Raw genomic sequence first — 13,348 nt, 5'->3', positions numbered from 1 at the left:
CGCTGAGCGTGGATAAGCGCGCCCGAAACCGCTCAGAACTGCAGCGCCGTGAACCGCCAGTCGAGCACTTTGCGGTCCGGCTCGCCGACCGCGAACACCTGCGACCTCAGCTTCAGCACTCCCCCGCGACCGTCAGGCAACGGATCTGCCGCCTCGACGTGCAGTTCGCTGTGCAGTGTGTCGCCCTCGTGGACTGGCCCGGTGTGGTCGCAGGACTCCCAGCCGAGGACGGTCACGAGGTTGGGTAGCAACCGTGAGGCCTGCGCCAAGGCCAATCCGATGGTATGCCCGCCGTACACCAGCCGCTTACCGCCGACACGCCAATCATGGTGTGTTGCAGCGATATTGAGCGTCATCCTGGCGAGCTCCGGCCCGCTGGTTACAACGTCGGCGGTGCTCTGCATGACAGCACCTGCGAGGCCGGGGTCGAAGTGGGCACCCGGCACCTTCTCCCGGAAGGCGCCGGCGTTCCAGTCGGCGGTCGGGTCGGGCGGAGACGCGAGGTCGGCCCCGATGTTGGCCAGGTTGTCGTTGTGTCCCGTCTCGCGGTCGGCGCTCAGCGGCAGCATCGCGCAGCGGTAAAAGTCCAGTACCAGGCGGCCGATCTGGTCGACCGTCGTCATCCGCAGCGCCGCAAGGCCCGTCGGCGCGCGGCCGGGTTTGGCCGAGTTCTGCTTCAGCCCGACGACTTCCGTGCGGGTGAACAGGCTGTCGCCGATCACGGGAAACCGGTGAAACTCCAGGCCCCGATAGAACAGATTGGCCTTGACCCGCAGCGTGGCCAGCGTGCTCTGCCCGATCGCCACGTCGCAGACCAGGGCGGGGTGGGCCAGCGCCGACGTCGCGCCTGTGACGGCGTACGCCAACTGCGCGTCAAGCGCGAGGCGCAGCCGATCGCCGATGATCGCCTGGTGCGCGCCCGCGGCGCCCTCGGTCAAAGTCATCGAGGGCGCCGAGTCGAAGACCTGGCCCACCTCCAGGTCGTCGAAGTATGGACCGCTCACAGCCGCCGATGTTGCCATTGGGCCGCACAAAGTGTCAATATGGCCGTACATATGATGACCGAAGAAGAGATCCTGCTGGTCGAGACGGTGCGGGCATTCGTCGACCGGGATGTGAAGCCGGCCGTCCGCGACGTCGAGCACGCCAACGAGTACCCCGAGGCGTGGATCGAGCAGATGAAGCGCATCGGCATCTACGGCCTGGCAGTGCCCGAGGAGTACGGCGGCTTGCCGGTGTCGACTCGCTGCTACGTGGAGGTCACCCAGGAGCTGTCGCGCGGCTGGATGAGCCTGGCAGGCGCGATGGGCGGGCACACCGTCGTCGCCAAACTGCTGAGCCTGTTCGGCACCGAAGAACAGAAGCGCAAGTACCTGCCGGCGATGGCGACCGGCGAGGTGCGCGCCACGATGGCGCTGACCGAGCCGGGCGGCGGCTCGGATCTGCAGAACATGAAGACGACCGCGATCGCGTCAGGCGACGAACTGGTGATCAACGGGTCCAAGACATGGATCAGCAACGCACGCCGGTCGGCTCTGATCGCCCTGCTGTGCAAGACCGATCCCGCGGCCGAGCCTGCGCACAAAGGGATTTCGGTGGTGCTCGTCGAACACGGCGAGGGCCTGACCGTGTCGCGCGACCTGCCCAAGCTGGGCTACAAGGGTGTCGAGTCCTGCGAGCTCACGTTCGACGACTGCCGGGTGCCCGCGTCGGCTGTCCTGGGCGGCGTGCCGGGTAAAGGCTTCGCACAGATGATGAAAGGCCTTGAGACAGGGCGTATTCAGGTGGCCTCGCGGGCGCTGGGAGTGGCGACGGCGGCGCTCGAGGATGCGCTGCGCTATGCGCAGGACCGCGAGAGCTTCGGCCAGCCGATCTGGAAACATCAGGCCGTCGGCCACTACTTGGCTGACATGGCCACCAAGCTGACGGCGGCGCGCCAGCTCACGTTCTATGCCGCCGACCGGTACGACGCGGGTGAGCGCGCGGACATGGAAGCCGGGATGGCCAAGCTGTTCGCCTCCGAGGTGGCGATGGAGATCGCGTTGAACGCGGTGCGAATCCACGGCGGCTACGGCTATTCCACCGAGTTCGACGTCGAACGCTACTTCCGCGACGCGCCGCTGATGATCGTCGGCGAAGGCACCAACGAGATCCAGCGCAATGTGATAGCCAGTCAGTTGGTGGCCCGCGGGGGCATTTGATGAAGCCCGCCTACCAGATTTTGCGTCAACAGTTGCGTGACGAGATCGCAGCTGGTCAGTACAGCGACGGTGCGCGGCTGCCGACCGAGTCCGAACTCGTTGCGCGCCATGGGTTGTCGCGTCAGACTGTGCGACGCGCGTTTCAGGACCTGGTAGCCGAGGGTGCGGTGTACCGGGTGCCCGGCCGCGGCACCTACGCCAGCGAGCCCGGGCGGTACTTACGCCAACTCGGGTCGATCGAGGACCTGATGAGTTTGTCCGACGACACGACGATGGAAGTGCTGTCGGGGCTGCGCCGCCGGGTCGACGTCGACGCGGCGAGCCGGCTGAGGCTGGACGACGACGTCGTCTACACAGTGGTGTTCCGCCGACTGCACGACGGCGTTCCGTTCGTTTCGACGACCGTGCACCTGGCCCCGTCGGCGGCCCAACCGATACAGGCCACGCTCACCGACGGCGCGGTCGGCACGCACACTGTCATTGGCTTGCTGGAGCCGCATCTCTCCGAGCCCATTGCCGAAGCGGCACAATCGATTACGGTGGCTCCGGCCGATGATGTCGTCGCCGCCGCCGTTGGCTGCGAGCCGGGTCATCCGATGCTGCGGGTGGACCGCCTGTACACGGATGCCGGCGGCAGCCCGGTCGAGTTGTCGGTCAGCCACTTTCTGCCCGAGCAATACACCTACCGGGTGACGCTGCGCAGGTCGGGTTGAGCGCCTGCCACTAAGCGTTACGAATCAGGCCGAAGTCACTGGACTTCGTCGATGAGACCCCAGCGCAGGGCCGTGGCGGCGTCGATCGTGCGGCCGGACAACACCAGATACGCGGTGCGCCAGCGCCCGATCCGACGGGTGATGCTGACGGTGCCGCCGGCGCCGGGGATCAGGCCGAGGCTGAGTTCGGGCAGGCCGAGCACGGCGTCGGGATGGGCGCGCACGCTGCCGCAGTAGGCGGCCATCTCGAGTCCGCTGCCGAGCACCTGGCCGTGCACGTCGGCGCAGCAGTTGCGGCCGAGGCGGGCGGTGATTTCGTCGAGCACCAATGCGGGCGAGTGGCGGGTGCGGGCCAGATGGGCGCTGGCGGGATCGGTGAAGGTGCCGAATTCGGCGAGGTCGCCGCCGCTGCAGAACGACGGGCCGTTGCCGGTCAGCACCACTTCGGTGATCGAAGGGTCGAGGCGCGCGACATCGAGCTTTTCGAGCAGCGCCGCGCGCATATCGGTGGAGAACGCGTTGTGCCGTTGCGGCCGGTTGAAGCGGACGTGCAGACAGTCGCCGGCGCGATCGGCCTGGACGGGATCGGCGATCATCGGGACGGTGGCGGGTCCACGCTCGGCGAGCCAGCGGGCGAATTCCGGTCCCGACTGCAGAGTCGAGTAGGCCAGTGATTCGGTGACGACGCCTGCGCGGGTGGGGCCTTTCGGGTCGATCGACCGGAGCACATCGTCGCAGACGGCGGTGGCCTGCGGCCAGCGTTCACATCGTGCGGCGAGTTCGGCGAGTGCGGCGGCCACCGATGCGACGGTGATGGCGCGGCGGTCGTCGGTGTCGTCTTCGGTCAGCGTGAAAGTCGCCTCGTCGGAGGGGGATCCGACGGCGACGACAACACCGCCCGCGAGCTCCGTCACGAATACTTGTCTATCAGTCCCTGCTTGTAGAGCTTGCCGGTATCGGTGCGTGGCAGCTGCGCCTCGAAGGAAATCGACCGCGGACACTTGTAGTGCGCCAACCGATCCCGCAGCCAGCCCAGCAGCTCGTCGCCGAATTCGTCGGTGGCATCGGCCGGGTCGACCGTCTGCACGACACCCTTGACGGCCTGGCCCATTTCGTCGTCCGGAATGCCGAACACCGCGGCGTCCATCACCTTGGGATGCGTCACCAACATGTTCTCGGCCTCTTGGGGGTAGATGTTCACGCCGCCGGAAATGATCATGTGGTGGCGCCGATCGGTCAGATAGAGGTAACCCTCTTCGTCGAGATAACCGATGTCGCCCACGGTTTTCCAGCCGTGCTTGTCGCGTGACTTGGCGGTCTTCTCCGGATCGTTGAGGTATTCGAAGTCGAAGCCGCCCGCGAAGTAGATCTCACCCGCCTGGCCCGGCGGCAGTTCGTTGCCGTCCTCGTCGAGAATGTGCAACTCGCCCACCATCGGCTTGCCGACCGAACCCGGGTGCGCCAACCAGTCATCGGCGGTGATCAGCGTCGAGCCGATGGCCTCGGAGGATGCGTAGTACTCGTCGACGATCGGGCCCCACCAATCGATCATCTGCTTCTTGATCTCGACGGGACAGGGTGCGGCGGCGTGCATCACCCGCTTCAGGCTGGACAAATCGTACTTATCACGAACGGCCTCAGGCAGTTTCAGCATTCGGGTGAACATCACCGGGACGAACTGACCGTGCGTGACCCGGTGACGCTGAATCGCGTCGAGGCAGCCCTCGGCGTCGAACTTCTCCAGCACCACCGTCGTGATGCCTGCGCTCTGAATCTGCATGGACCAGACCGACGGTGCAGTGTGGTAGAGCGGGGCGGGGCTGAGGTAGATGGCCTCGGGTTCCAGCCAGAAGCTGACCAACACCGACATCAAGCCGGGGACCTCGGCAGGCGGCAGGTGCGGTAATGCGCGCTTGATGCCCTTCGGGCGGCCGGTGGTGCCCGACGAGTACTGGAGAAGGTCGCCCTCGATTTCGTCGTCGATGGGCGTATCCGGTTGATCCGCAACACATTCGGGATAACGGTGCCAGCCGTCGAGGTCATCGTCGGCGATGATGCGTAGCTGGGGCACGGTGTGCTCTTGGAGGTTCTCGCACGTCTTGCGCAATGCAGCCGATCCGACGACGGCCTTGGCGCCGCTGTTGTCGATGATGTAGGCGGCCTCGGCGGCGGTTAGGTGAGTGTTGATCGGGACGTAGTACAGACCGCAACGGCGAGCAGCCCACGCGACGGCGTGGAAGTGCTCGTTGTTCTCCATGATGATGGCGACGGCGTCACCCTCGCGCAGGCCGTGGTTGCGAAAGAAGTGGGCGAGGCGATTGGCGCGGGCCTCCAGTTCGGCGAACGTCAGGACCGTCCCCGACGGGTGGATGATGATGGCCGGCTTGTCGGGGGTGGCCGCGGCGTGTTCGCGAATCTGCATGGACTGACTTTACGACGATCAACTTGACAGGTGTCAAGAGCCTGGGTCTCGGTCCGATTTGCCCAGGACGAACTTACGATTACGCCTGGGGAATGGGGGTGCGTCATGATCGATGACGGCGCGCCGCGCCCGGGCTCCGGCGTCATGACCTTCCTGTTCACCGACATCGAGGGCTCCACGCGACGGTGGGAGGCCGACGCCGACGCGATGCGGGTGGCGCTGGAAGCGCACAACCAGGTGCTGCGCGAGGCCGTCGATGCCCACGGAGGCCGGGTCTTCAACTACACCGGCGATGGCATGTGTGCGGTGTTCTGGTCGCCGCGGTCGGCGGTCGATGCCGCGGTCACCGCACAGCGTGCCCTCGAACTGCCCGTGCGGATGGGCATCGGCACGGGTGAGGCAGAACTGCGAAGCGGTGAGTACTTCGGCACAGTGCTCAACCGCACCGCCCGGGTGATGGCCGCCGGTCATGGCGGCCAGATCCTGCTCGACGGCGCGACGGCGGGTCTGCTCGGCGGCGTCGACCTGATGTCGTTGGGGCCCAGGAGGTTACGCGACATCGCCAAACCTGTCGAGGTGTTCCAGGTTCAGGCCGACGGCCTGCGCGCCGACTTCCCGCCATTGAAGACGCTCGACGCGACTCCCGGAAATCTTCGGACGCCAACGACGAGTTTCATCGGGCGTGAGGCCGAACTCGCTGAGCTTCAGGCTGCATTGAAGGCCCACCGATTGGTGACGATGACCGGCGTCGGCGGAGTCGGCAAGACTCGGTTGGCGTTGGAAGTGGCTGCGAGGTCGGTCGACGACTTTCCCGACGGCGTGTGGATTGTCGAATTGGCCGCCGTCAATGATCCCGCAGCCGTGCCCGAGGCGGTCGCGGCGGTGCTGGGCATCGTTCAACAACCAGGACTTAACCTCGCCGACAGCGTGGCGGCGGCCCTGGAGGGCCGGTTGAGACTGCTCGTCTTCGACAACTGCGAGCACGTGCTTGACGCGGCTGCCGACATGATCGAAGCGATCATCTCGCGATCCTCGACGGTGAAGGTCCTGGCCACCAGTAGAGAAGGCCTGCGCCTGGCCGACGAACAACTGTGGCCGGTTCCGTCGCTGGTGCACAGCGATGTCGACTCCGCAGCAGCATTGCTCTTCATCGAACGCGCGCAGGCGGTGTCACCCGTCGTCTCTTTCGCCTCACTCGACGAGGCAGGAGCAGTCGTCGAGATCTGCCGCCGATTGGACGGGATTCCGTTGGGGATCGAGTTGGCCGCATCGCGCATGCAGTCGATGACCGCCACCGAGGTACGCGATCGCCTCGATGACCGGTTTCGCCTATTGGTGGGATCTCGGCGGGGACTCGAGCGCCACCAGACCCTGCGGCACGCGGTGCAGTGGTCGTACGACCTGCTCGACGAGCCGGAAAAGCAGCTGTTGACACGCTGTTCGGTGTTCGCGGGCGGATTTGATCTCGAGGCGGCACTTGCGGTTGCGGGATCTTCCGACGAATTCGCGGCTCTCGACTTGCTCGACGCCCTCACGCGCAAATCGCTTCTCGTCACTGACCGGTCGTCCGGGCGCACCCGCTTCACGATGCTCGAGACGATTCGGCAGTTTGCCGAGGAACAGCTTGTGCAATCAGGCACCGCCGATGCCACAAGGGACGCTCACGCCCACTACTTCGCTGCGCAGGAATCCCCAGTTATGGCGTTGTGGGACAGTGCGCGCCAGCGTGACGCCTACTCATGGTTCGCCACCGAATTGGCCAATCTCAGGACTGCATTTCGGTGGGCAGCCGACCATGACGACCTCGATACCGCGGCGGCCATCGCGTGCCCTGCAGTGTTCCTTTGCTATTGGGTCGAGCAATATGAGCCCATCACGTGGGCAGAGGAACTCATAGAACCGGCCAAGGCAGTCGAACACTCGCGGTTGGCTGAGCTGTATATCGCGGCGGCCCTGTGCCATGTGACCGGTCGCCGCGCCGACTTCATCAGGTACGCCGACGCGGGTGCAAGTGCGATTGCAAGTGGACGCTTCGACGATGTACCACCGTTTTTGGAGGTCTTACTCGGCGGCGGCTATATGTACATGCAGGACGTCCGCCGGGGTGTCGAGTGGGGTCGCGCGGTGATCGAACGCTCTGCGCGGGGTCCGGAACTCGTTGGGCCGACTCTCGTGTTCGCTCTTTCCTTGGCCGGCGCACATAAGGAGGCAAAGGCGCTTTCGGAGGAACTGTTCGCCGTCTCCGACCAGACCGTGAATCCGATGTCCATAAGCGGCGCCCTGCTGGCATACGGCCACACTCATCGCGCGGCCGCGCCCGCTACCGCGTACGCGGCGTTTCGTCGCGGTCTCGCGGTCGCCCAAGACAGCGGCAACCGGCAGATGGAGTCAGTTCTGGCACTCAGCCTTTCGAGCGTGGCGGCGACCCACGCCAGCCCGCTGGAAGCCTTCGATTACGTGGAGTTGGCAATTCGCAGCTACTACGATTCCGGGACATTGATCTTCGTATCGGGGGCGATGGGCGTTCTCGTCGCATTGTTGGACCGGTTCGAACGGTATGAGGCAGCCGCCACGATTAGCACATTCGCTGAAGTCCCAGTCGCGCGAGGCACGTACCCCGAAATCAACGCTTCCCTCAAGCATCTGCGCGAGGTGCTCGGCGACGAGCGTTACGAGTCACTTGCCAGGACCGGCATGGCCATGTCAAACGCCGCCATGGCGAAGTTCGCACTCGAGCAGATCGACGACTTGCGTGCCCTTCTCACGAACGCAGTTGAGTCATGAGTGTTCTCACGTTTTTGTTCACCGATATCGAAGGGTCGACGCGGCGTTGGGAGGCCGACGCGGATGCTATGCGGGTCGCGCTGGAAACGCATAACAAAGTCCTGCGCGATGCCGTCGAGGCCAACGATGGCAAGGTGTTCAACTACACCGGCGACGGTATGTGCGCTGTATTCCATTCTCCCCGTTCGGCTGTCGACGCCGCGGTCGACGCGCAGCGCACGGTCGAATTGCCGGTGCGGATGGGCATCGCCTCTGGCGAGGCGGAGTTGCGCGGTGACGACTATTTCGGCGCCGTACTCAACCGCACTGCCCGGGTGATGGCGGCAGGCCACGGAGGCCAGATTCTGATCGACGGTGCAACCGTCGGTCTACTCAACGGTGTTGATCTGATTCCCCTGGGATCAAAGCGATTACGAGATATCGCCAATCCGGTCACCCTGTTTCAAGTACAGGCCGACGGCCTACGCACCGAGTTTCCGCCACTGAAGACCGCAGATCCGGCACGTGGAAACCTCCGTCCGCGAAACACCACCTTCATCGGGCGAGAAGCTGAACTTGTCGAATTGGAGGCGCTGTTTGAGCAACACCAGTTGATCACGCTCACCGGAGTCGGTGGGGTAGGCAAGACGCGACTTGCGCTTGAACTAGGAACTCGGCTGGCCGACAACTTCTCCGAGGGCGTATGGGTTATCGAGCTAGCTGCGGTCGGCGATCCAACTGCGGTGCCGGACGCTGTTGCGGCGGCGCTTGGAATAGCCCAACAGCCAGGCATGAGCCTCACTGACAGCGTCGCAGCAGCGCTGGACGGCAGGTCTCAATTGCTGATAATCGACAACTGCGAACACGTCCTCGACGCGGCCGCCGACGTCATCGAAGCAATCTTGGCGCGGTCGGAAACGACGAAAGTTGTTGCCACCAGTCGCGAAGGAGTCCGCGTTGAAGATGAACAACTATGGCCCGTACCGTCACTCGACATAAGTACCGGCCTCGACTCGTCCGCAGTCGCTTTGTTCGTCGACCGCGCACAAGCCGTCGCCCGGGGCGTTCCACTGACGCCGCACGGCGCGATAGTCGAGATCTGCCAACGCCTCGATGGCATCCCCTTGGCGATCGAATTGGCCGCATCGCGGCTGACGTCAATGTCCGTCCAGGAGGTCCGCGATCGTCTCGACGACCGATTCCGTCTGCTGGTTGGATCACGGCGCGGTCTGGAAAGACACCAAACGCTACGCCACGCGGTTCAGTGGTCCTACGATCTGCTCGAGGACGTCGAAAAGGCGTTACTGGCAAGGTGTTCGGTGTTCGCGGGTGGATTCATCCTTTCTGCAGCGTGCGCCGTAGCGAGTTCGGATGACGAGCTGGCGACCCTGGACATACTCGATGCGCTGGTACGAAAATCACTGTTGGCCACCGACCGGTCATCGGCCCTGACTCGATTCTCGATGTTGGAAACGATCCGCCAGTTCGCCGAAGAGCAGCTCGTAGTCAACGGCGAGGCTGATCATGCTCGCTCCGCACATGCGCGCCACTTCGCGAGGCGTATGGCCGATGTACTCGAGGCATGGAGACATGGTCCGCGGCAACGCGAGGCCTACGAATGGTTCACGGTCGAGTTGGCGAATCTTCGCATAGCGTTTCGCTGGGCTGCCGATCATGACGAACTCGACACGGCCGCAGCCATCGCAGTCGACGCAGCATTCCTTGGGTATCTCGTCGAACAGTGGGAGCCCGTCACTTGGGCCGAAGAGCTCATTCCGCGGGCGAAAGCCGTCAACCATCCGCGGCTGGCGCAGTTATATCTCGCAGCCAGCTACTGCGCTGCAGTGGGACGAGTCCACGACTTCCTCGCCTATGCCGAACATGCTCGGGCGGCAATCGAAAGCGGACAATTCGACGCCGCAAGCGAAGAGCTCGAGAGCGCGGTCGCGGCTGGATACAACACGGCGGGTCGGCCCGACCACGCAGTCGAGTGGTGCCGAGCCACGATCACGCGGAATCCGGGCATTCCTACCCATGCCCACGCAGTACTGGTGGTTGCGTTGGCAGTCATCGGAGTCACCGACGAAGCGATCGAAGCGTCGAACGACTTCCTCGCCGTCGCGCAAAGCGCCGACAATCCCAGTCTCGCCGGCGCCTTGCTCCTCGCCTACGGCTGGGCCCGTCGGCACGTCGATTCTGCAGCCGCCTATGAAGCACTGCGCCAAGCCTGGACGCTCGCTGAGGAATCCGGCAACCGACAGCAGTCGTCGATCACTGCGGGACTTCTCGCAGGCCTCGCTGCCAATCGCGGCGAGCTCACCGAGGCCTTCGACTACATAGGTCAGACAATCCGCTATTACCACGCTTCCGGCACGATCGAACTCATGCACGTCACGTTGGGGTTGCTCGCCGCATTACTGGACCGGCTCGGGCACCATGAACCGGCGGCCATCATCAGCGGCTTCGCGGGGGACGCACTTGCGCGTGCGAGTTTCCCCGAAGTCGACACTGCGATCACCCATCTGCGTGAGGTCCTTGGTGACCGCACCTACGAATCTCTCGGCCGTGTCGGCACGTCCATGACGAATGCCGCGATGGCGACCTACGCATTCGAGCAGATCGAGATGGTGCGCGCCGACCTCCAGCAACCGTATAGCGCGCTGTGAAACAGCCACCAAGCCTCTGTGCCAACCGAATTCGCGTTCCGTGCGCCGGTACATTGCGGACGTGCGTGGATTCTTCGCGATGCTTGGCGGCACCGCTATCGCCGTGGCGGCGGCCGTGGTCGTTGTGACGGCGCCGGCACCGCAGAGCCCGATCAATGTGTGCGCGCTGCTTCCCAGCATGGATTCCTGTCAGCCGCCGGATGTGCGGCGGAGCATGTTCGTGCACAAGACCAATCCGCCGACGATCACGCAGGTTTCACCGAACTCCGGCTACTAGGGCCAGCCCTGTCCGCGGAACTAGGTGGCATCGTGCGAGCGCGATTTCCTGTGGATCTGCCACCAGTTGACTGTGGAGAACATGTCCCGCGCCGTGACGGCGGTACGTTGCCAGAGGGCTGGGGCCATCCGCAGGGAGGTTGTGATGAACGGCCATCGAGTGCGCAGATTCTTCGCGGTCGTGGGCGGGTCTGCTGTCACGGTAACTGCGGCACTGACCATATTGACATCGCCGGCACCCGAACATCCGGTCGACGTGTGTGGGCTTATGCCCTCCTGGCAGGGGTGTAGGCCGCCAGTTCCCAAGGACCCACCGATACGAGACTTGACAGCCCCGACGTATACGCAAAAGCGGGCCAGTCCGGGAGGCTGACAAATGCAAAAGTCCCCGAATCCAAAGGACCCGGGGACTTTTGACGACGTGATCAGTCGGCTTCGGCCAACCGATGCTTCAGCGCGTCGAACTCGTCCTTGATGCCGGTCGGCAGTTTCTCGCCGACGAACTCGAACCACTCCTCGATCAGCGGCAGCTCCTGGCGCCACTCATCGGCGTTGACGGCCAGTGCCTCGTTCACGTCGGCGGGATCGACGTCGAGACCCTCGAGATCCAGGTCCTCGGCGGTCGGCACGGTACCGATCGGCGTGGTCGTGCCACCGGCCTTGTGCTCGATCCGATCGATGATCCACTTCATCACCCGGCTGTTCTCGCCGAAGCCCGGCCACAGGAAGCGGCCGTCGTCGCCGCGGCGGAACCAGTTGACGAAGAAGATCTTCGGCATCTTCGACTCATCGGACTGCTTGCCGATGTCGATCCAGTGCGCGAAGTAGTCACCGACGTTGTAGCCGAGGAACGGCAGCATCGCCATCGGGTCGCGGCGGACGGTGCCCACCTTGCCTTCGGCGGCGGCAGTCTGCTCAGAGCCGAGCGTCGCGCCGATGAACACGCCGTGCTGCCAGTCGCGGGCCTGCGTCACCAGCGGCACGGTGGTCTTACGACGCCCACCGAACAGGATCGCGGAGATCGGCACGCCCTGCGGGTCGTCCCACTCGGCAGCCAAGGTCGGGCACTGCGACATCGGGGTGCAGTACCGCGAATTCGGGTGCGCGGCCTTCTCGTCCGAGTCCGGCGTCCAGTCGCGGCCCTTCCAGTCGATCAGGTGCTGCGGGTCGCCTTCGAGGCCTTCCCACCACACGTCGTTGTCATCGGTCAGCGCGACGTTGGTGAAGACGGTGTTGCCGGCATCGATGGTCTTCATCGCGTTCGGATTCGACGACCAGTTCGTGCCGGGCGCGACGCCGAAGAAACCGAACTCGGGGTTGACCGCATACAGCCGGCCGTCCTTGCCGAACCGCATCCACGCGATGTCGTCGCCGACGGTCTCTGCGCGCCAGCCCGGGATGGTCGGCTGCAGCATCGCGAGGTTGGTCTTACCGCACGCCGACGGGAACGCCGCGGCGATGAAGTACGACTTGTTCTCGGGGGAGATCAGCTTGAGGATCAGCATGTGCTCGGCGAGCCAGCCCTCGTCGTGCGCCATCGCCGACGCGATGCGCAGCGAGTAGCACTTCTTGCCAAGCAGCGCGTTGCCGCCGTAGCCCGACCCGTAGCTCCAGATCTCGCGGGTCTCCGGGAAGTGGCTGATGTACTTGGTGTCGTTGCACGGCCACGGCACATCCTTCTGGCCGGGCTCGAGGGGCGCACCGATCGAGTGCAGCGCCTTGACGAAGAAGCCGTCGGTGCCCATCTTGTCCAGCGCGGCCTGACCCATCCGGGTCATCGTCCGCATCGAGACGACGACATATTCGGAGTCGGTGATCTCGACACCGAGCTTGGGATCCTCCGCACCGAGCGGGCCCATGCAGAACGGCACCACATACATGGTGCGACCGCGCATGCAGCCGCGGTAAAGGTCGGTCATGATGCCGCGCATCTCGGCCGGATCCATCCAGTTGTTGGTGGGACCCGCGTCGATTTCGCGCTCGGTACAGATATAGGTACGGGACTCCACCCGGGCCACGTCAGAAGGATCGGACAAAGCCAGATACGAATTCGGCTTCTTCTCGTCGTCGAGGCGCTTGAAGGTGCCTGCCGCTTCGAGTTGCTCGCACAGCCGCGCGTTCTCCTCGTCGGAGCCGTCAGCGAACACGACCCGGTCCGGCTGCGTCAGCTCCGCGACCTCGGAGACCCAGGCGAGCAACTCCTTGTGTTTAGTCGGTGCGGTGTCCAGACCTGGAATGGTCGCTGCTGTCATCAAAACTCTCCTGCGTAGGTTTTCTGCCAGGACGCAGGCCCCGATCACGCCTCCG

9 protein-coding genes are annotated in these 13,348 nt (G+C 64.5%); 5 read left to right on the top strand and 4 right to left on the bottom strand.

Annotation, left to right across the window (positions count from 1 at the left end):
- Positions 1-32: 32 nt before the first annotated feature.
- Positions 33-1,022 carry a MaoC family dehydratase gene (locus GGC64_RS24770; protein WP_192725123.1) on the bottom strand — a complete coding sequence of 330 codons (990 nt, stop codon included), beginning with the start codon at positions 1,020-1,022 and terminating at the stop codon, positions 33-35.
- Between the two features lie 21 nt (positions 1,023-1,043).
- Between GGC64_RS24770 and GGC64_RS24765 the strand changes: the two genes are divergently transcribed.
- Both GGC64_RS24765 and GGC64_RS24760 read left to right on the top strand, forming a co-directional pair.
- A complete protein-coding gene (locus GGC64_RS24765; protein ID WP_192725122.1) occupies positions 1,044-2,201 on the top strand; it encodes an acyl-CoA dehydrogenase family protein in 1,158 nt (385 codons plus the stop codon).
- Complete coding sequence (locus GGC64_RS24760) at positions 2,201-2,914, top strand: GntR family transcriptional regulator (RefSeq protein WP_192725121.1); 714 nt, start codon at positions 2,201-2,203, stop codon at positions 2,912-2,914. Before GGC64_RS24765 ends, GGC64_RS24760 begins: the two co-directional genes overlap by 1 nt.
- Before the next feature lie 35 nt (positions 2,915-2,949).
- On the opposite strand, the gene GGC64_RS24755 is transcribed toward GGC64_RS24760, so the two are convergent.
- Entirely contained in the window at positions 2,950-3,828 is an 879-nt protein-coding gene (locus GGC64_RS24755; RefSeq protein WP_192725120.1) for an enoyl-CoA hydratase/isomerase family protein, read from the bottom strand.
- Positions 3,825-5,336, bottom strand: a complete 1,512-nt coding sequence (gene fadD4 / locus GGC64_RS24750) for a fatty-acid--CoA ligase FadD4 (RefSeq protein ID WP_192725119.1) — start codon at positions 5,334-5,336, stop codon at positions 3,825-3,827. The genes GGC64_RS24755 and fadD4 overlap by 4 nt, the downstream gene beginning before the upstream one ends.
- Before the next feature lie 105 nt (positions 5,337-5,441).
- Here fadD4 and GGC64_RS24745 point away from each other — a divergent pair, with 105 nt between their 5' ends.
- The 3 genes from GGC64_RS24745 to GGC64_RS24735 all read left to right on the top strand — a co-directional run bounded on the left by GGC64_RS24745 (position 5,442) and on the right by GGC64_RS24735 (position 11,042).
- Positions 5,442-8,120 (top strand): adenylate/guanylate cyclase domain-containing protein, encoded by a 2,679-nt coding sequence (locus GGC64_RS24745; protein ID WP_225952163.1) that lies wholly within the window; start codon positions 5,442-5,444, stop codon positions 8,118-8,120.
- Positions 8,117-10,765 (top strand): adenylate/guanylate cyclase domain-containing protein, encoded by a 2,649-nt coding sequence (locus GGC64_RS24740; protein WP_192725118.1) that lies wholly within the window; start codon positions 8,117-8,119, stop codon positions 10,763-10,765. Before GGC64_RS24745 ends, GGC64_RS24740 begins: the two co-directional genes overlap by 4 nt.
- A 61-nt stretch (positions 10,766-10,826) precedes the next feature.
- A complete protein-coding gene (locus GGC64_RS24735) occupies positions 10,827-11,042 on the top strand; it encodes a hypothetical protein (RefSeq protein WP_192725117.1) in 216 nt (71 codons plus the stop codon).
- A gap of 424 nt (positions 11,043-11,466) precedes the next feature.
- On the opposite strand, the gene GGC64_RS24730 is transcribed toward GGC64_RS24735, so the two are convergent.
- Positions 11,467-13,293, bottom strand: a complete 1,827-nt coding sequence (locus GGC64_RS24730) for a phosphoenolpyruvate carboxykinase (GTP) (RefSeq protein WP_192725116.1) — start codon at positions 13,291-13,293, stop codon at positions 11,467-11,469.
- Positions 13,294-13,348 lie beyond the last annotated feature (55 nt).

The organism is Mycobacterium sp. OAS707 (assembly GCF_014873705.1).
In the GTDB taxonomy this organism is placed as follows: Bacteria; Actinomycetota; Actinomycetes; order Mycobacteriales; family Mycobacteriaceae; genus Mycobacterium.
The sequence above is the reverse complement of the archived record's forward strand: the minus strand, read 5'-3'. Positions and strand labels throughout refer to the sequence as shown.